Raw genomic sequence first — 17,588 nt, forward strand, 5'->3', positions numbered from 1 at the left:
GCCTCCGGATCTGCGACGGAGCGCATGATCCGGCGGACTTCGACCGCCGCAGGACAGTGTACGGGAGTCGCGGCGACGGTGTCCACTTGGCGGGTGCTCCGGCGCGGCGCGTCGCTAGGCTGGCCCCGTGAGCACCGACGCCGTCAACCCGCAGCCCACCGACCGCCCGACCACCGACGCGGCCCCGACCACCGATCGGCCGCGCATCGCGTCGCGGATCGCCGCCATCGCGGAGTCGGCGACGCTGAAGGTCGACTCCAAGGCCAAGGCGCTCAAGGCCGCCGGCCGTCCGGTCATCTCCTTCGCTGCCGGTGAGCCGGACTTCGCGACCCCGCAGCACGTGGTCGACGCGGCCGTCGCGGCGGCACAGGACCCGGCGAACCACCGGTACACACCGGCGACGGGCCTGCCGGAGCTCAAGCGTGCGATCGCCGACAAGACGGCCCGCGTCTCCGGCATCACGGTCGACCCCGCCCAGGTGATCGTCACGAACGGCGGCAAGCAGGCGGTGTACCAGGCGTTCCAGACCGTCGTGGACGAGGGCGACGAGGTCCTCCTCCCCGCGCCGTACTGGACCACCTACCCCGAAGCGGTCCGTCTCGCCGGTGGTGTGCCCGTCGACGTCTTCGCCGGCAGCGACCAGGGCTACCTCGTGACCGTCGAGCAGCTCGAGGCCGCGCGCACCCCGCGGACGAAGGCCCTGCTGTTCTGCTCCCCCTCGAACCCGACCGGCGCGGTGTACTCCGCCGAGCAGACCCGCGCCATCGGCGAATGGGCGCTCGAGCACGGGATCTGGGTGATCAGCGACGAGATCTACCAGGACCTGGTCTACGACGGCATCCGGTTCTCCGGCATCCTCGAGCAGGTGCCCGCGCTCGCGGACACCACGATCCTGGTGAACGGCGTCGCCAAGACCTACGCCATGACCGGCTGGCGGGTCGGCTGGATGATCGGCCCGGCCGACGCCGTGAAAGCCGCGTCGAACCTGCAGTCGCACCTGTCCTCGAACGTGTCGAACGTCTCGCAGCGTGCGGCGATCGCGGCGCTCACCGGGCCGCAGGAGCCGGTCACCGCCATGCGCGACGCCTTCGACCGTCGCCGGAAGGCCATCGTCGCCGGGCTCAACGCCATCCCCGGGTTCGTGACGCCGGAGCCGGAGGGCGCCTTCTACGTCTACCCCGACGTCACGGCACTGCTCGGTCGTGAGTGGGCCGGTTCGACGCCGACGACCACGCTCGAGCTGGCCGATCTCGTCCTCGAGCACGCCGAGGTCGCGGTGGTCCCGGGCGAGGCGTTCGGTCCGTCCGGGTACCTCCGCCTGTCCTACGCCCTCGGCGACGACGACATCGCCGAGGGCGTGGCGCGCCTGGCCCGGCTCTTCGGCTGACCGTCGGGGACGCGCTCGTTCAGTCGAGCAGGTCCCCGACGACGACCGGCTCCGGCACCAGGGTGACGCCGAAGCGGTTCGCCACGGTCACCTGCACGTAGCGGGCGAGCTCGGCGACCTGGGCAGCCGTCGCTCCCCCGCGGTTCGTCAGGGCGAGCGTGTGCTTCGTGGAGATCGCCGCGGAGGAGCCCGGCACGCCGTAGCCGCGGTGCACGCCGGCGTGTTCGATGAGCCACGCGGCACTGAGCTTCACGTCGTCCCCGGCGGGCCACCGCGGCGCGTCGAGCGGCATGGTCTCGGCGAAGCCCCGCGAGACGATCGGGTTCGTGAAGAACGACCCGGCGCTCCAGGTGTCCGGGTCGGCGTCGTCGAGGACCATGCCCTTCGAGGAGCGCAGACGGAGGACCTCGGCCCGGACGTCGGCCGGCGCGACCCGGGTGCCGAGCTCGACACCGAGCGACCCGGCGAGCTGCGCGTAGCGCACCGGCACACCGTCCGCGGTCGCGGTCCCGAGCCGGAACTCGACCGTCAGGACGGCGCCGCGCCGCCCGTGCTTGAGCGTGCTCGTGCGGTAGCCGAGCGCGAGCTCGGCCGCCGGGACCCAGGACCGCTCGCCGGTCTCGGCGTCGAGGAATTCGACCGCGGTGAGCACGTCGGACAGCTCGACTCCGTAAGCACCGATGTTCTGCACGGGGGACGCGCCGACCGTGCCCGGGATGCCGCTCAGGGCCTCCAGTCCGGTCCACCCGCGCGCCACGGTGGTGGCGACGAACTCGTCCCACGGCTCCCCCGCCGCCACGCGCACGGTGACGCCGTCCTCGTCCGCCTCGTGCGTGACGCCCCGCGTGCGGACCACCACGACGGTCCCGGGGAAGCCCCCGTCGGCCACGAGCAGGTTGCTGCCGCCGCCGACCACGAGCCAGTCGTCGTCCGACCAGGCGTCGACCACGTGCGCGACGAGGTCCTCGGTGGTCTCGGCGACGAGCAGGCGGCCGGCGGGACCGCCGACGCGCAGGGTGGTGAGCTCGGCGAGCGTCGTCTCCGCCACGGTCAGTGGAACGCCACCGTGACCTGCGCCTTGCCGAGCACGGTCTGCCCGGCGGCGGTCACGGTGAGGTCGATGCGGCGGGGGCGGCCCTGCTCGTCGAGCGTGCCGACCTTCGCGACGACGCCGACGTCGGCACCGTCCCGCGGGTCGACGACGACGGGGCGGGTGAAACGGACGCCGTAGGAGGCGACCCAGCCGCGGTCACCGAGCCACTCGGACACCGGCTGGACCGCGAGGCCCATGGTCAGCATGCCGTGCGCCAGGACACCGGGGAGGCCGACCTCCGCCGCGACGTCGTCCCGGTAGTGGATGGGGTTGAAGTCCCCCGAGGCCCCGGCGTAGCGGACGAGCGAGTCGCGGGTGAGGTGGACCTGCCGCTCGGCGACGACCGCACCGACCTCGAGCCCGGACGTGGTGTCGGTCATGCGTCATCTCCTCGGACGACCAGGGTGGACGTGGCGGTGACGACGGGCGCGCCGTCCGCGTCGACGACCGCGGACTCGGCGGTGACCATGGCGTTGCCGCCGAGGGTCTTCACGCTCGTCACCCGCAGTGTGGCGGTGAGCTCGTCCCCGGCGACGATCGGACGCTCGTAGGCGAACTCCTGCGCACCGTGCACGACACGGGAGAAGTCGATGCCACCGTCCGGCTCGGCGAGGAGCTGTGCGAGCGTGGCCTCCTGCACGACGACCGCGAAGGTCGCCGGCGCGACCACGTCGGCGTGACCCGCAGCACGGGCGGCCTCGGGGTCGGAGTGGATCGGGTTCGTCGCGAAGACGGCACGGGAGAACTCACGCACCTTCTCACGACCGACCAGGTACGGCGGGGCCGGCGGGAACGTCCTGCCGACGAGCTCGGGGTTCACTGACACCACGGCAGTCTACCGAGCCGCTCGGACACGGGGCTTAGATGAGTTTGCATCGGTTATGCTGGCGACACCGGTCGGGGGGCGGCCGGGCGGGTCCGGCGGGAGTGGCCATGGAGACGACGACCGAGTACGCGGTGCGCGAGGACGACCGGGGCACCGCCGTCGAACTCGTCGGGACGGCCCTGCGCGCCGACGGCCATCGTGTCACCCACGGGGGCGACCGACTCGTCGTGTCGAGCGGCGACCGTGTCCTCACCGCGCTCCTCGGCGCCCTCGTGCACCCCGCGCGGCAGTACCGCCGGTACGAGCTCGCGCTGTCGTCGACCCCGGGGCACGCCGTGCTGACGCTGCGGCACGCCGACCACGGCGCCGCGGTGGCCGGCGGACCGATCGGCGCCCGACGTCGCCACGCAGCCTGGCACCGGACGGCCGCCCTGGTCGAGGCGAGCCTGCACGACGGCGGGGTCCTGGTGCACCGCACGGACCGGCTGGACACCTCCGGCATCACGGTCCGCGACTACTGACCGCCGACGCGCCGGCGCGACCTGGGGTCGGAGAGCCGGCAACGACGAGAGCCCGGCGCTGGTGCGCCGGGCTTCCCGTCGTTGCGATCGTTCTGAACGGTACCGACCGTGCCGGTACCACTGGTAGCGAGGGCGGGACTTGAACCCGCGACACCACGATTATGAGCCGTGTGCTCTAACCAACTGAGCTACCCCGCCAGGGATCCGCGGTGATCAGCACTGCGGGAGTGATCACACTGCGAGTCGGAGCCCCGAGTCAGGATTGAACTGACGACCCCTTCCTTACCATGGAAGTGCTCTACCACTGAGCTATCGGGGCGAGTACCGCGAGCGGCACCACACGAGGATAGCAGACCCCCGACGCTGGTCTGGAACCGACCGTGACGCCCGGGCGCGCCGTCCTCGTGGACACCGACCGCGTGCACGTCGTGCGTGCGGACGGCGTCCGTGCGGACTACTCCGCGTTGGCCTCGAGCCACGCCAGCGGGTCCACGGGGACGCCGTCGATGCGGATCTCGAGGTGCAGGTGCGGGCCCGTCGAGTTGCCCGTGCTGCCGACGAGACCGAGGATGTCCCCGACCTTCACCTGCTGGCCCTGGACGACCTCGAACGAGTTGTCGAGCATGTGTCCGTAGACGCTGACGAACTTCTTGCCAGCGACGTCGTGCTCGACCCACACGTCGTTGCCGAACGCACCGTCGTTCGCCTGGACCTTGATGACGGTGCCGTCCGCGACGACGCCGATCGGCGTGCCGGCCCCGGGAGCGAAGTCGACACCCTGGTGGAAGGTCGAGCAGAACGAGCAACCGGCGACCTGGCGACCGCCGAAGCCGGAGGAGATCGGCACGGCCGTCGGGAACGGCCAGCGGATGGCGCCCGACGTGTCCCCGGCGACGCTCGTGCCGGGAGCGGTGGCCACCCCCGCTGCGCCGGCGACCCCGCTCGTGGCAACGCCGGACTTCGGGCGGACGACGCGCTGCACCTGCGAGACCGTGTAGGCGTCGCGGTCGACCGAGCCCTCGACGGCGTCGCCGACGGAGAGTGACTGGACCTCCTGCACGGAGGCACGGACGGTCGCGGCGCCGGGCTGCGGCACGTAGAGCGCCTGCGCGGGGAGCGAGGTCGACACGACGAGCCCCGCGGTGAACAGGAGCGCACCGACGACCGTGACGCCCGAGGCCGTCCGGCGGAACGAGGCGCCGTGGCCCGGACGCGGGGTCGCCGCGGTGGAGCGGGCGATGTGCCGGGTGGCCCGGTCGACGCGGGCACCGGCGGCGGGCGTCGTCCGAACCGCTGCAGGCGCCGTCGTGCTCGCGGCGCGCTTCGGTCCGACGGGACGTCCGGCACGCTTCGCTCCGGAGGAACGCTGCGCGCCGACGCCGCGCTCCCGGGCGGCGGACCGCTCCGAGGACGTCGGGCGGTCGGACACGGCACCGAGCGGAGCCGTGGCGGCACGACGGGACACCGGGGCGGCCTCCGCCAGCGGAGCGACCACCGGGGACGCCGGCGCCGGCGGGGTGCGGGGTGCCGCACTCGAGGCGGGGAGCACCGGGGACGAGGGAGCCGGCGGGGTCACCGGACCGGAGTCCTGCGAGGTCGATCCGTTCGACGCGGTCGCTGCGGGACGGACAGCATCGTTCCGACGACGGCTCGGCTTGGCGGCAGCGCGTTCGGCTTCGATCCGAGCTCGTCTCGTCAGGTGCACGGACGGCGTCGCCTGGGAGGCGTCGCGGTCGATGGTCGTGGGCGTCTGCGAGGAGTCGAGCATGTGTTCGGTAGCGATCCTGAGTTCGAGGCACGGGCGCTCGTCGGTAACGAGCAGGTAACGGGACTCCAGAACGCTAGCAAAGGTCGGTGCTCCCCGCCAGTCGTGTGGTCGTCCGTGCAGGACCCCCAGAGCGGGTGGCGTCGCTCAGTCCCCGAGGACGTCCTCCTCGAGCGTGCGGACGAGGGTGACGAGGTCCTCCGCGATGCTCGGCGCGGCGAACAGGAAGGACCGCGTGTCGCCGGCCTCCCACGTCCGGACGACGGCCCCCGCGGCAGCGGCGACGATCGAGCCGGCCGCCATGTCCCACGGGTTGATGCCCCGCTCGTAGTAGGCGTCGACCGTCCCGGCCCCGACCGCGCAGCAGTCGAGCGCGGCCGCTCCCCCGCGGCGCACGTCCCGCACCTCGGTGATGAGCCCGGCGAGGACCGCGGCCTGCTCCCACCGCCGGTCGGCGGTGTAGCCGAAGCCGGTCGCGACGAGGGTCTCCGCCAGGGACGCCGGGGCGGCGACCGCGAGGGGCCGCCCGTCGAGGGTCGCTTCGCCGTCGGCCACCGCGCGGTACACCTGCCCGGTCGCGGGCGCGATGACGACCCCGGCGACCGGTTCCCACAGTGCCGGGTCGGGGACACCGCGCACGACCGCGATGCTCACCGCGTAGGCCGGGCTGCCGTACAGGTAGTTGACCGTGCCGTCGATCGGGTCGACCACCCAGGTGAGGCCGGACGCACCGGCGGCGGCCCCGGACTCCTCGCCGAGGAAGGCGTCGTCGGGCCGGGCCTCGGCGATGCGTCGCCGGATGAGGGTCTCGACCTCCCGGTCGGCGGCGGTGACGACGTCGGCGATGCTCGACTTGCGGTCGGCGACCTCGACGCCTTCCGCGCGTCGACGCACGGCGAGCGCGGCGGCCTCGCGGGCGATCGACTCGGCCAGGTCGGCGAGGGTGTCAGGGGCGTCGGTGACGATCTGGGCGTCTGTCATGCCCTCGATCCTGCCCCAGGCCGCCCGCGGACCAGCCGTGCCCGGGACACGGACCGCACCGGGACACGGACCGCATCGGAACGCGGACGGACCGCGATCGAGGAGAGCCGCGGGGACACGGATGGCACCGGGATCACGATCGGGGGCGGGAACACGAACGGCCCCGTCCGGAGACGGGGCCGTGCTCCCAGCTTCCTGCTGGACGGTGGCGAGTGAGGGATTCGAACCCCCGGAGGCATACGCCGGCTGATTTACAGTCAGATCCCTTTGGCCGCTTGGGTAACTCGCCATGTGCGCACCCGGCCCGTGTCGTCACCGACCGAAGGCGCGGTGAAGAGCATAGCCGATGTCCGGCGGTGCTCGCGACCACGGTCGCCGCCGCAGCCGCGAGGCGGGGGCGGACCGGGCCTCCAGGCGGCCCGTCCGGGGGTGTGCCGGGCCACCACGCCACCGGTCGCGGACCGGACCGGCGTCCTCCACAGCCGTGCGGCCCGGAGGAACGCGGCGTCCTGCTGCCGGATAGGCTGTCGGGCATGGCAGACAGCTCCTTCGACGTGGTCAGCAAGGTCGACAAGATGGAGGCGGAGAACGCCCTCAACCAGGCGGCGAAGGAGATCGAGCAACGCTACGACTTCAAGGGAGTCGGTGCATCGGTCGCGTTCAGCGGCGAGGACGTGCTCATCAAGGCCTCGACCGAGGAGCGTGCCCTGGCCGTCCTCGACGTGCTCCAGACGAAGGCGATCAAGCGCGGCATCAGCCTGAAGAGCCTCGACGCGGGTGACCCGTACCCGTCCGGCAAGGAGTTCCGCATCGACGTGTCGTTCAAGAACGGCATCGAGCAGGACGTCGCCAAGAAGATCGGCGCCTTCATCCGGGCAGAAGCGCCGAAGAGCGTGAAGAGCCAGGTGCAGGGCGACGAGCTCCGCGTGTCCTCGAAGAGCCGCGACGACCTCCAGCAGACGATCCAGCTGCTCAAGGGCGAAGAGTTCGACGTGCCGCTCCAGTTCATCAACTTCCGCTGACCGCCCGCCCCTCCCCGCACCCGACACCGTGGAGCACTGGCTCGTCGTCGCACTCGTCGTCGTCCTCATCCTGTTGGACCTGGCGATCCGGGCGTTCTCGCTCATCTACGTCCCGATCGACCGCAAGCCGCAGACCGCGACCGGCTGGCTGCTCGCCATCTTCCTGATCCCGTACATCGGGTTCATCCTGTTCCTCGTCCTCGGGTCGACGAAGCTGCCCCGCTCCCGTCGGGAGAAGCAGACCGAGATCAACCGCTACATCCTCGAGCAGACCGAGGGCATCGAGCGCGTCCGCCGCGACCACCTGTGGCCGGCGTGGCTCGAGAGCATCACCCGCCTGAACCGTCAGCTCGGAGCGATGCCGCTGGTCGGTGGCAACCAGGCCGAGCTGTACCCGCACTACGACGACGCGTTCGCCGAGATGACCACCGCCGTGGACGACGCGCGACGGTTCGTGCACGTCGAGTTCTACATCGCCTCGCTCGACCCCACCACGCGGCCGTTCTTCGAGTCCCTGGCGCGGGCGCGGGCTCGCGGCGTGACCGTCCGGTTCCTCATGGACCACTGGGCGAGCAAGAGCTACCCGCACTTCAAGGAGACGCTCGCGTTCCTCGACGCGGCCGGCATCGAGTGGAACCTCATGCTGCCGCTGCAGCCGCTGCAGGGGAAGTTCCAGCGTCCCGACCTCCGCAACCACCGCAAGATCCTGGTCGTCGACGGTTCGGTGGCGTTCACGGGGTCCCAGAACCTCATCGACCGGTCGTACGACCTCAAGGCGAACATCGACCGTGGCCTGCGCTGGCGCGACCTGTTCGCCCGCTTCGAGGGTCCGGTCGTCGCAGGCATCAACGCGCTGTTCGTCACGGACTGGTACAGCGAGACCGACGAACTCCTGCTGCGGGAGAGCGATCCCGTGCACCGTGCCGATCGCGCGGACGCCCTCGACTGCCAGGTCGTCCCGTCCGGTCCCGGGTTCGACGGCGAGAACAACCTCCGCCTCTTCAACGCGCTGCTGTACTCGGCGCAGGAGCGGGTGACGATCACGTCCCCGTACTTCGTGCCGGACGACTCGATGCTGTACGCCATCACGACGACGGCCCAGCGCGGGGTGCAGGTCGAGCTGTTCGTCGGGGAGATCGGCGACCACGCCATGACCTGGCACGCCCAGCGCTCCTACTACGAGGGGCTGCTGCGAGCGGGCGTGCGGATCTGGCTGTACCGCGCGCCGACGGTGCTGCACGCGAAGCACTTCACGATCGACGACGACGTCGCCGTGATCGGGTCGAGCAACATGGACATGCGCTCCTTCACGCTGAACCTCGAGATCTCCGTCATGGTGCGTGGCCGCACGTTCGTCCAGGCCCTGCGCGGGGTGCAGGACGACTACCGAGCCGCGAGCCGCGAGCTCACGCTCGACGAGTGGCTCGCGCGGCCCCGCCGGTCGCGGGTGTTCGACAACATCGCGCGGCTCACCGCAGCGCTGCAGTAGCGGGGCGGAGGGGCACCACCGACGCGACGGCCGCGGTCAGCCGTTCGAGCGGTCCGCGGCCGAGGAAGGTCCGCCAGGCCATCGCGAACAGCACGGCCCCGACGGTGAACGCCCACCAGGTCGTCGGCCCGTGCGGCAGGTCCGGCCACGCCGCGATGACGACGAGGTGCAGCGCGTAGACGCTGAGCGGCATCGACCCGACGGCGGCCAGCGGGAACGCGACCCGCGCGAGGACCGGACCGTGTCCGTCGAACACGAGGCGGCACAGGGCGATCACGGCGACGGCGACCGCGGCCGTGCCGACGACGTCGACGATCGAGGACGAGTGGTCCCGCGGGGACAGGAACACCTGCGCGACCGCCTGCCCGGTGTCCGAGCCAGCCGGCACGAAGGGCACCCCCGGGAACGCACCGGTGGTGTCCGCGGGCACGGGCGCGGCCACCGCACCGACGACGTACGCGGCAGCGGCGACCCCGGCGGCCGACAGGAGGAGCACGACCTGTCGCACCGTGTCGGTCCCGTCCGCTCGTGAGCGGGTGCGCGCGACGGCGAGGCCGACGAACACGTACGCGGCGAACGTGACCACCGGGTAGACGAGTCCGAGCTGCACCCCGGCCATCCCGGCATCCGCGTACACGGGCAGGACCGCGATCACGACCGGTGCGGACGCGAGCACACACGCCGCGGCGAGCACGAACAACGCCCACGGCCGCCAGCGGAGCACGGGCAGCGCGAGCAGGAACAGCGCGCCGTACGTCGGCAGGACCACGTAGACCGGCGTGCCGAGCGTCATGAGCAGCAGCCCGACGGCGACCACGACCACGGCCCGGAGCGCCAGGCGTGCCCGGATGCGTCCGATCGTCGGCGGGCCGGGAGGCGCCTCCCGGCCGCTGACGAGTCCGATCGACACCCCGGCGAGGACGGCGAACAGCGCCGCCGAGCGCCCGTTCACCACGGCGCCCCAGCTCGCCGGGTCGGCCCAGTCGACCTGCTCGGTCACGTCGCCGACGTGCGCCGCCATCATGCCGAGCAGTGCGACCGCACGGGCGACGTCGACACCCACCAGGCGCCCGGACGACGGCGCGCCCGGCACCCCGGTGTGGGGTGCCGGGCGCGTTCCGGTCATGGTCAGCCCTGGGACCCGGCGCGGCTGCGGCGGAGCGAGACGTCGATCATCTCGTCCCGCGGCACGACCTTGACGCGTGCGCGGCCCTCCGCCTCGCCGAGCGCGATCTCGTGCTCGTCGAGCGCGTGCCATCCGTCCAGGTCGGTGAAGTCGACGCCGCGTTCGCGGAGGAGCGCCGGGACGGCCTCCTCGGACGGGTCCTCCGGCGTCCACCAGCTGCCCTGGTCGGTGACGATGTGCTGCACGGTCTCCATCGCGTCGGACTTCGTGTGGCCGATGAGGCCGACCGGACCACGCTTGATCCAGCCGGTCGCGTAGACGCCCGGGATCGGGGTGGCGTCGGCGTCGAGCACCTGACCCTCGTGGTTCGGGATGACGCCGTAGCGCTCGTCGAACGGGACGCCGGGCAGCGGCGAACCGACGTACCCGACGGCGCGGTACAGCGCCTGGATCGGCAGCTCCCGGACCTCCCCCGTGCCCTCGACGCCGCCCTGCCCGTCCGGACGGGTGCGCTCGTAGCGGATGGCGCGGACCTTCCCGTCCTCGTCACCGAGCAGTTCGAGTGGCTTCGCGTAGAAGTGCAGGTGCAGGCGGCGGCTGGCCGTGCCGACCTCGCGCTTCCGCCACTGCTGCAGGACACGGTCGATGACGGTGACCTGCTTGTTCGTCTGGATCGCGAGCTTCGAGGCCTCGTCGTGGTCGAAGTCCTCGTCGTACACGACCATGTCGACGTCGCGGAGTTCGCCGAGCTCGCGGAGCTCCAGCGGCGTGAACTTCACCTGCGCGGGTCCACGGCGACCGAACACGTGCACGTCCGTGACCGGCGAGGAGCGCAGCCCCTCGTACACGTTCGCCGGGATCTCGGTGGGCAGCAGGTCCTCGGCGTGCTTGGCGAGGATGCGGGAGACGTCGAGGGCCACGTTGCCGTTGCCGATCACCGCGACGCTCTCCGCCGTGAGCGGCCAGGTGCGCGGGACGTCGGGGTGCCCGTCGAACCAGCTGACGAAGTCCGCGGCTCCGTACGACCCGTCCAGGTCGATGCCCGGGATGTCGAGGTCGGCGTCCTTGATGGCGCCGGTCGAGAAGACGACCGCGTTGTAGTGCCGCTTCAGGTCGTCGAGGGTGATGTCCTGACCGAACCGCACATTGCCGAAGATCCGGATGTCACCCCGGTCGAGCACGTCGCGGAGCGCGTTGACGATGCCCTTGATGCGCGGGTGGTCGGGCGCGACGCCGTACCGGACCAGCCCGTACGGGGCCGGGAGTTGCTCGAAGAGGTCGATCGAGACGTCGAAGCCACGTGCCTCCCGCAGGAGGATGTCCGCGGCGTAGATGCCGGCCGGACCGGCGCCGACGATGGCGAGTCGGAGGGTGGGCACTGATCGGTCTCCAGTTCGTTCAGGTCAGCGGACGCGGCCGAGGACCGCCGCCGCGGGTCAGCGGCTGCGGTCGACGACCGTCTCCGCGAACCGGGTGAGGGCTCGTTTCACCGTGCCGTCCGGCAGCGGGGCCAGTGCGGCCACCGCCTCGTCGGCCCAACCGGCGGCGAGGGCCCGGGTGGCCCGGGTCGCCTCGTGGTCGTGGAGTTCGGCGACCGCGCTCTGGTACGCCTCCGAGTGGACGGCGTCGTCGGGGGCGTCCCGCACGTCGCGCTCGATGCGCGCGAGCAGCGCCGCTGCGCCCGGGTCGGCCGAGGCGCGACGGCGGAGCTGGAGCAGCGGCAGCGTGTCGACACCGGCGCGGAGGTCGTTGCCGGCGATCTTGCCGGTCTTGTCCTTCGCCGGGGCGAGGTCGATGACGTCGTCGACGAGCTGGAACGCGACGCCGACCTTCTCCCCGAACGTGCCGACGGCGTCGAGCAGCGAGCGGTCCGCCCCGGAGAACATCACGCCGGCCCGGGCTGCGGTGGCGATGAGCGAGCCGGTCTTGTCGCTGAGGACCTGGATGTAGTGCTCGACCGGGTCGTCGTCGGGCTGCGGGCCCGTCGTCTCGTGCAGCTGCCCCATGCAGAGGCGCTGGAAGGTCTCCGCCTGCATGCGGATGCCCTCCGGCCCGAGGTCCGCCGTGATGAGCGAGGCGCGGGCGAAGAGCAGGTCGCCCGTCAGGATCGCGATGTTGTTGCCGTACGTGACGTGGGCGGCCGGGACACCGCGGCGCACCGGCGCCTCGTCCATGACGTCGTCGTGGTAGAGCGACGCCAGGTGGGTCATCTCCACGCTCACCGCGGCCTTCACGACGTGGTCGGTCACGCCGTCGCCGAGCTGGGCGATGAGGAGCGTCAGGGTCGGGCGGATGCGCTTGCCGCCGGCGGAGAGCAGGTAGCGGCTGGTCGTGTCCGCCAGCGTGTCGGCGGAGCGCATTGCGTCCTCGAGCCCCTGCTCGACGAGCTCGAGACCGTCGTCGACCGCGGCGATGAAGCGCCGGTCCGCGGGGGTGGCGAACAGCCGCTCCCCGATGCCCAGGGAGGCTCGGAGACTCGGCGCGCGTCGTGCGACCGGGACACTCGGGTTCAACTGCTGCTCCGTACTCGCAGGTGGCGGTGGGGACCTGGGCCGCGGGGCCTAGGCCTGGGCCTCGGGCTCGACGCGGGGCTGCTCGCCCGTCGGCTGGTGGTCCCGACGCGCCTTCGCACGACGGGCAGCCGACTCGCGGACGCTGCCGGCGACGGGCTTCCGGCCGCGGTGCAGCGCGACGATACCGGCGGTCAGGTTGCGGTGCGCCACCATCGTGAAGCCGACGCCGCGGAGCCACTGGCTGAGGACCTGCTGCTCGGGCCATGCCTCGATCGACTCGGCCAGGTAGCGGTACGCGGCCGGGTTGCTGCTGGAGAGCTTGGCGATGCCCGGCAGCACGCGCTTGAGGTACGTGTTGTAGCCGAACCGGAGTGCGGCGAACGGCGGCGTCGAGAACTCGCAGATGACGAGCCGGCCACCGGGCTTGAGGACGCGGAGCATCTCGGTGAGTGCCTGCATCGGGTCGTTGACGTTGCGCAGCCCGAACGAGATCGTGACCGCGTCGAAGGACTCGTCCTCGAACGGCAGGTGCTCCGCGTCGCCCTCCACGAAGGTGATCTCGGGGTGGCGCTCACGACCGACCGCGATCATGCCGGACGACAGGTCGAGTGCCGTGACCTCGGCACCCTTCTTGGCGAGGGCAGCCGAGCTCGTGCCCGTCCCCGCCGCGAGGTCGAGCACGCGCTCACCCGGCTGGGGGTCGACGGCCTTGACCGTCGCGACGCGCCACAGCGGGGCGTTGCCGGCCGACAGGATGTCGTTGGTCAGGTCGTACTTCGCCGCGACGTCGTCGAACATGGCCGCCACTTCGTCCGGCCGCTTGTGCATGTCCGCTCTGCTCACCCGGTCATCCTAGAGCCCGCGACCCGGCGCTTCCCGGCAGCCGTGCAGGAGTGGAGCACTCCGGGCGCGTCCCGCACGGGCGCGGCGGTGTGCACACCCGCCCCGGGACCCGGCGGCCGCCGTGCGGGTCGGCGCGTAGCATCGGTGCGTGACCCGTCCCGCCACAGCGGTGCAGCCGCTCACGGTCTCGACCCGGATCCTCGACGACCCGGGCGCCGTGCTCCGCCACACCCTCGCCGAACACCCGCTGGCCTTCGTGCGGAACGGGGACGGGATCGTCGGCATCGGCGAGGCGCTCCGGTTCGAGTTCTCCGGCCCGGGTCGGATGCGCGAGGCGTCCGCCGTCTGGCGCGACGTCACCGCCGCCGCCACCGTCGACGACCCGGTGCGCATGCGGGGCAGCGGACTGGTGGCGTTCGGGACGTTCGCCTTCGCGGATGACTCCGACGCGACGAGCGTGCTCATCGTGCCGCGTGTCGTGGTCGGCCGTCGGCGGGGTCGCGCGTGGATCACCGCGATCGACACGACGGACTCGCCCGCACCCCTGCCGTTCTCGAGCACGTCGGTCCCGGTCCCCCGCGTCGGCCCGCACGTCTCGGTGCCGCTCCGCCCGGGTGCGGTGGACGAGGACGCGTACGCCGCCTCGGTCGCCGCCGCGGTCGGCGCCATCGCGGACGGCCGCGCGCAGAAGGTCGTGTTGGCGCGGGACCTGGTCGGGACGCTGCCGCCCGGCGCCGACCGCCGCGCGGTCCTGCTCGACCTGGCGGCCGCGTACCCGTCCTGCGTCACCTTCGCGGTCGACGGGCTCGTCGGCGCCACCCCCGAGACGCTCGCCCGGACCGAGGGCCGGACGCTGACCGCACGGGTGCTCGCCGGCAGCGCTGCCCGCGGTGCCGACGCGGAGAGCGACCGCGTGGCCGCGGAGACGCTCGCCGCCAGCGTGAAGGACCTGCAGGAGCACGCCTTCGCGATCTCGAGCCTCGTCGCCTCGCTGCGTCCGATCGCTGCCGACCTCCGCGTCGATCCGCAACCGTTCCGGCTGCAGCTGCCGAACCTGTGGCACCTCGCCAGCGACGTCGAGGCCGTGCTGCCCGCCGGGGTCACCGCGCTCGACGTGGCCGACGCGCTGCACCCGACCGCCGCCGTCGCGGGCACCCCGACCGACGTCGCCGTCCGCCTGGTCGCCGAGCTCGAGGGCGTGGACCGCGGTCGGTACGCCGGTCCCGTCGGCTGGCTCGGGGCCTCCGGTGACGGTGAGTGGATGCTCGCCCTGCGGAGCGCGCAGATCGAGGACGACGGGACCGTCCGTGCCTGGGCCGGTGCCGGGATCGTCGCCGGTTCGGACCCGGCGCGCGAGGTGGCGGAGACGCGGCTGAAGTTCCGACCGATCACGGACGCCCTGGCCTGAGCGCCGGGACGACCGGCCGGGCGTCGGGGCCGCCGGGCTGGCTGGCCTCAGGAACGGCGCCCCCCGGACCCCGTCAGTCTGCCAGCGGCACCTCGATGACCACACGTCCGGCGGGGTCGGTCAGCACGCGCTCCAGGTCCCCCCACGTCGCCGCGCGCCGGTACTCCCACCCGAGCCCGGTCACGACGCGCTCGAGGTCGACGTGCTGCGGCGTCGTCATCATCCGCCGCATGTCCTCGGGTGCCGTGGTCGCGGCGACCTCGAGTCCGCGGAAGATCGCGCCGCCGCCGTCGTTCCCGACGACGACCTGGAGCCGAGGGCGGTGTTCCTCGGTCCCGGTGACGAGACCCCCGAGGTCGTGCAGGAACGTGAGGTCCCCGACGACGACGCGGGTCGTGCCGACCGTGCCGGCCGCGGCCTCGAGCGCGGTCGCGATGCCGAGCGCCGTCGAGATCGTCCCGTCGATGCCCGCCAGACCCCGGTTCGCGTGCACCCGGATCTTCTTGCCCGGGACGGTCATGTCGGCCTCGCGGATGATCTGGGACGCCCCGAAGACCAGTCGGTCGTGCGGCCACGTCACGCCCCACACGGCCGCGGCGAGCATGGCCCGGTCCACCGGACGACGGCGCAGCGCGACCTCGTCCTTGAGGAAGCGGTTCCGTTCGGCGCGGTCCGCGGACCGCTTCGCGTCGAGGTCCGGTCCGGCGTCGCCGCCGCCGAGCAGCGACCGGCTCGCCGCCACCCAGCGTCCGACCCAGGCGCGGTGCGCGGGGCCGGTCGGTCCGGTCACGCGGACGTCCGAGACGACCTGCGTGGACGCCGACGGCCGGGAGGCCCGTGCCGGGTCGTACACGTCGGCACCGGCTCCGCGGACCACGATCGTCTCGACGTCCGCGCGCTGCAGCAGCGCCGGCACCTCGCGGCTCAGCGTCGGGTGCCCGAGCACGACGGCCCGGCGCACACGACCGCCGAAGGACTCGTCCCGGAGGAGGTCCCGGTAGGCCGCGACGGCGTTGCGTCCGAAGCGCGCCCCGCTGGAGACCTCGGCGAGCAGTGGCGCTCCGAGCTCCCACGCGATGCGCTCGGCGTCGACGCCGGCGTCGTGCCCGGCGATCACGACCGTGGCCGGCTCGTCGTCGGGGGCGAGTTCCGCCGCCGGCAGCGCTGCGGCCGTGCGGCGGAGCGCGTACTCGCGGTCGACCTCGTCGTCCGGGACGCCCTCGACGCCGTCGAGTCCGGCGGAGAGCGGTTCGCGGAACGCGAGGTCGAGCTGGACCGGGCCGGGCTGCCCTGCGTGACCGGCGGCAGCGGCCACGGCCTCCCGGACCAGGGCCCGGACGGTGGCGCGCACGTCGTCGTCCACCCCGTGGGTGCTCGGCGCCTGGACGTCCCGGACGAAGTCGACGGCCGACCCGAACATGCCCGGCTGCACGGTGGTCTGGTTGCTGCCGATCCCGCGGAGTTCGGCGGGCCGGTCGGCCGAGACGACGATCATCGGCACGCCGGAGTGGTGTGCCTCGAGCACGGCAGGGTGCAGGTTCGCGACCGCGGTGCCCGAGGTCGTGACGACCGCAGCGGGTCGACCGGACTCGACCGCGAGACCGAGCGCGAAGAACCCGGCCGTCCGCTCGTCGAGCCGCACGTGAACGCTGATGCCGCCCGCGCGCTCGAGGGCGACGGCCGCGAGTGCCAGGGCCTGCGAACGGGAACCGGGACTCACGACGACATCGGTCACGCCGGCCCGCGCGAGCTCCTGCAGGAACGCGAGTGCGAAGTCGGTCGCGGGGCTGCCGGACGCGACGCTGCCGTCGGCGGACGGTCCGTCGGCGGACGGTCCGTCAGCGATCGGGGCGGCCGTCGTCGTCGCCGTCGTGGAACTGTTCTTCGAGGGATCGGAGGGTCGCGTCGTCCTGGTCCTTGTCATCGCTCAGCAGCCCGGGAGGCGTCGTGCCCCCGAGGAAGTCCGGGTCGTCTTCGGGACCACGGTACCCGGCACCGCCGCCCCCGCCACCGCGCTGCCCGCGTGCCGGCGTTCGGCCGAGCAGGAACCACAGCACGCCGCCGACGACCGGGAGCACGAGGACGAGCAGGATCCAGATGCCCTTCCGCAGCGACCGCACGCGGGACCGGGGCATGGTGGCGCAGTCGATGAGCGCGAACACCGTGAACGCCACGGCGGCGACGACGATGACGAGCCACAGTCTGACCATCTCCGGAGTCTAGGTCGACAGCCTGTGACCGCCCTCCGACCGTCACGGCGACGCCGAGCCGTGCGTCCGTACACTTGCAGGGTGAAAGCGTGGCTCGTCTACACCCTCGCCCGGCTCGGCATCTTCGCGGCGGCGCTCCTCCTGCTGCTGCTGGTCGGCCTGCCCTGGTACTGGGCGGCGATCGGCGCAGCCCTGATCGGCCTGCTCGTGTCGTACATCGCGCTGCCCGGACTCCGGAGCGCCGTGACCTCGTCGATCGCCCAGCGCCGGGCCCGCCCGGAGCGCGACGCCGACAGCGACTTCGAGGACGACTTCGTCGACGCCGCCGACTCCGATCCCGCCCATGAGGCTGGCCACACCGGCACGGGCGGCACCGACACCGCGAAGCAGTAGCGGCAGCGCAA

General features: G+C 72.7%; 17 protein-coding genes and 3 tRNA genes. 6 read left to right on the forward strand and 14 right to left on the reverse strand.

Annotated elements, in window-relative coordinates; translation table 11 throughout:
- Positions 1-205 precede the first annotated feature (205 nt).
- Positions 206-1,387: a pyridoxal phosphate-dependent aminotransferase gene (locus tag DEI84_RS05815; protein ID WP_110890183.1), complete on the forward strand. Its 1,182-nt coding sequence runs from the start codon at positions 206-208 to the stop codon at positions 1,385-1,387.
- A 19-nt stretch (positions 1,388-1,406) separates the two neighbouring features.
- Here the strand turns inward: DEI84_RS05815 and DEI84_RS05820 are convergent, their stop codons facing one another.
- From DEI84_RS05820 to DEI84_RS05830, 3 genes are read right to left on the reverse strand one after another with little or no spacing between them, the layout of a single operon-like run.
- On the reverse strand, positions 1,407-2,435 hold the full coding sequence (locus DEI84_RS05820) for a UDP-N-acetylmuramate dehydrogenase (protein ID WP_110890025.1): 1,029 nt from the start codon (positions 2,433-2,435) through the stop codon (positions 1,407-1,409).
- A gap of 2 nt (positions 2,436-2,437) precedes the next feature.
- Positions 2,438-2,860, reverse strand: coding sequence for a MaoC/PaaZ C-terminal domain-containing protein (locus DEI84_RS05825; protein WP_110824630.1), 423 nt, complete (start codon positions 2,858-2,860; stop codon positions 2,438-2,440).
- Entirely contained in the window at positions 2,857-3,306 is a 450-nt protein-coding gene (locus DEI84_RS05830; protein ID WP_110890184.1) for a MaoC family dehydratase N-terminal domain-containing protein, read from the reverse strand. The genes DEI84_RS05825 and DEI84_RS05830 overlap by 4 nt, the downstream gene beginning before the upstream one ends.
- Positions 3,307-3,413: 107 nt before the next feature.
- On the opposite strand from DEI84_RS05830, the gene DEI84_RS05835 reads away from it, so the two are divergent.
- The gene (locus tag DEI84_RS05835; RefSeq protein ID WP_110890026.1) at positions 3,414-3,827 is read left to right on the forward strand and encodes a hypothetical protein; all 414 of its coding nucleotides are present in this window, start codon (positions 3,414-3,416) and stop codon (positions 3,825-3,827) included.
- A 121-nt stretch (positions 3,828-3,948) separates the two neighbouring features.
- Here the strand turns inward: DEI84_RS05835 and DEI84_RS05840 are convergent.
- The 5 genes from DEI84_RS05840 to DEI84_RS05860 form a co-directional block, all read right to left on the reverse strand.
- Positions 3,949-4,025: transfer RNA gene (locus DEI84_RS05840), tRNA-Met, on the reverse strand.
- A gap of 49 nt (positions 4,026-4,074) precedes the next feature.
- Positions 4,075-4,146 (reverse strand) — tRNA-Thr (locus DEI84_RS05845).
- Positions 4,147-4,281: 135 nt separating this feature from the next.
- Entirely contained in the window at positions 4,282-5,595 is a 1,314-nt protein-coding gene (locus tag DEI84_RS05850; protein ID WP_110890027.1) for a M23 family metallopeptidase, read from the reverse strand.
- Positions 5,596-5,739: 144 nt separating this feature from the next.
- Positions 5,740-6,573 (reverse strand): inositol monophosphatase family protein, encoded by an 834-nt coding sequence (locus DEI84_RS05855; protein ID WP_110890028.1) that lies wholly within the window; start codon positions 6,571-6,573, stop codon positions 5,740-5,742.
- 206 nt (positions 6,574-6,779) lie between these two features.
- A tRNA-Tyr gene (locus DEI84_RS05860) sits at positions 6,780-6,862 on the reverse strand.
- 244 nt (positions 6,863-7,106) lie between these two features.
- Here DEI84_RS05860 and DEI84_RS05865 point away from each other — a divergent pair.
- Entirely contained in the window at positions 7,107-7,595 is a 489-nt protein-coding gene (locus DEI84_RS05865; protein WP_110890029.1) for a YajQ family cyclic di-GMP-binding protein, read from the forward strand.
- Between the two features lie 28 nt (positions 7,596-7,623).
- Entirely contained in the window at positions 7,624-9,084 is a 1,461-nt protein-coding gene (gene cls, locus DEI84_RS05870; protein WP_110890030.1) for a cardiolipin synthase, read from the forward strand.
- Here the strand turns inward: cls and DEI84_RS05875 are convergent.
- The 4 genes from DEI84_RS05875 to DEI84_RS05890 are packed head-to-tail and all read right to left on the reverse strand — an operon-like array spanning position 9,065 to position 13,566.
- The gene (locus DEI84_RS05875; RefSeq protein ID WP_181420363.1) at positions 9,065-10,210 is read right to left on the reverse strand and encodes a heparan-alpha-glucosaminide N-acetyltransferase domain-containing protein; all 1,146 of its coding nucleotides are present in this window, start codon (positions 10,208-10,210) and stop codon (positions 9,065-9,067) included. The genes cls and DEI84_RS05875 overlap by 20 nt on opposite strands.
- Before the next feature lie 2 nt (positions 10,211-10,212).
- Positions 10,213-11,589, reverse strand: coding sequence for an FAD-dependent oxidoreductase (locus tag DEI84_RS05880; protein WP_110890032.1), 1,377 nt, complete (start codon positions 11,587-11,589; stop codon positions 10,213-10,215).
- A 57-nt stretch (positions 11,590-11,646) separates the two neighbouring features.
- The gene (locus tag DEI84_RS05885) at positions 11,647-12,723 is read right to left on the reverse strand and encodes a polyprenyl synthetase family protein (protein WP_110890033.1); all 1,077 of its coding nucleotides are present in this window, start codon (positions 12,721-12,723) and stop codon (positions 11,647-11,649) included.
- Between the two features lie 48 nt (positions 12,724-12,771).
- Positions 12,772-13,566 carry a demethylmenaquinone methyltransferase gene (locus DEI84_RS05890; protein ID WP_110824639.1) on the reverse strand — a complete coding sequence of 265 codons (795 nt, stop codon included), beginning with the start codon at positions 13,564-13,566 and terminating at the stop codon, positions 12,772-12,774.
- A 148-nt stretch (positions 13,567-13,714) separates the two neighbouring features.
- On the opposite strand from DEI84_RS05890, the gene DEI84_RS05895 reads away from it, so the two are divergent.
- Positions 13,715-14,974 carry an isochorismate synthase MenF gene (locus DEI84_RS05895; protein WP_110890034.1) on the forward strand — a complete coding sequence of 420 codons (1,260 nt, stop codon included), beginning with the start codon at positions 13,715-13,717 and terminating at the stop codon, positions 14,972-14,974.
- A 73-nt stretch (positions 14,975-15,047) separates the two neighbouring features.
- Here the strand turns inward: DEI84_RS05895 and menD are convergent, their stop codons facing one another.
- Complete coding sequence (gene menD / locus DEI84_RS05900; protein WP_110890035.1) at positions 15,048-16,898, reverse strand: 2-succinyl-5-enolpyruvyl-6-hydroxy-3-cyclohexene-1-carboxylic-acid synthase; 1,851 nt, start codon at positions 16,896-16,898, stop codon at positions 15,048-15,050.
- Positions 16,813-17,184 (reverse strand): PLDc N-terminal domain-containing protein, encoded by a 372-nt coding sequence (locus DEI84_RS05905; RefSeq protein WP_110824642.1) that lies wholly within the window; start codon positions 17,182-17,184, stop codon positions 16,813-16,815. The genes menD and DEI84_RS05905 overlap by 86 nt, the downstream gene beginning before the upstream one ends.
- An 81-nt stretch (positions 17,185-17,265) precedes the next feature.
- On the opposite strand from DEI84_RS05905, the gene DEI84_RS05910 reads away from it, so the two are divergent.
- A complete protein-coding gene (locus DEI84_RS05910) occupies positions 17,266-17,577 on the forward strand; it encodes a DUF4229 domain-containing protein (RefSeq protein ID WP_110890036.1) in 312 nt (103 codons plus the stop codon).
- Positions 17,578-17,588 lie beyond the last annotated feature (11 nt).

Origin of the sequence: Curtobacterium sp. MCBD17_023, assembly GCF_003224415.1 — a bacterium.
In the GTDB taxonomy this organism is placed as follows: domain Bacteria; phylum Actinomycetota; class Actinomycetes; order Actinomycetales; family Microbacteriaceae; genus Curtobacterium.

Bases quoted from the DNA above. Each gene is read 5' to 3' on its own strand.
- DEI84_RS05825 (WP_110824630.1), bottom strand. From the start codon at position 2,860: ATGACCGACACCACGTCCGGGCTCGAGGTCGGTGCGGTCGTCGCCGAG.
- DEI84_RS05835 (WP_110890026.1), top strand. From the start codon at position 3,414: ATGGAGACGACGACCGAGTACGCGGTGCGCGAGGACGACCGGGGCACC.
- DEI84_RS05850 (WP_110890027.1), bottom strand. From the start codon at position 5,595: ATGCTCGACTCCTCGCAGACGCCCACGACCATCGACCGCGACGCCTCC.
- DEI84_RS05855 (WP_110890028.1), bottom strand. From the start codon at position 6,573: ATGACAGACGCCCAGATCGTCACCGACGCCCCTGACACCCTCGCCGAC.
- DEI84_RS05865 (WP_110890029.1), top strand. From the start codon at position 7,107: ATGGCAGACAGCTCCTTCGACGTGGTCAGCAAGGTCGACAAGATGGAG.
- DEI84_RS05875 (WP_181420363.1), bottom strand. From the start codon at position 10,210: ATGACCGGAACGCGCCCGGCACCCCACACCGGGGTGCCGGGCGCGCCG.
- menD (WP_110890035.1), bottom strand. From the start codon at position 16,898: ATGACAAGGACCAGGACGACGCGACCCTCCGATCCCTCGAAGAACAGT.
- DEI84_RS05905 (WP_110824642.1), bottom strand. From the start codon at position 17,184: ATGGTCAGACTGTGGCTCGTCATCGTCGTCGCCGCCGTGGCGTTCACG.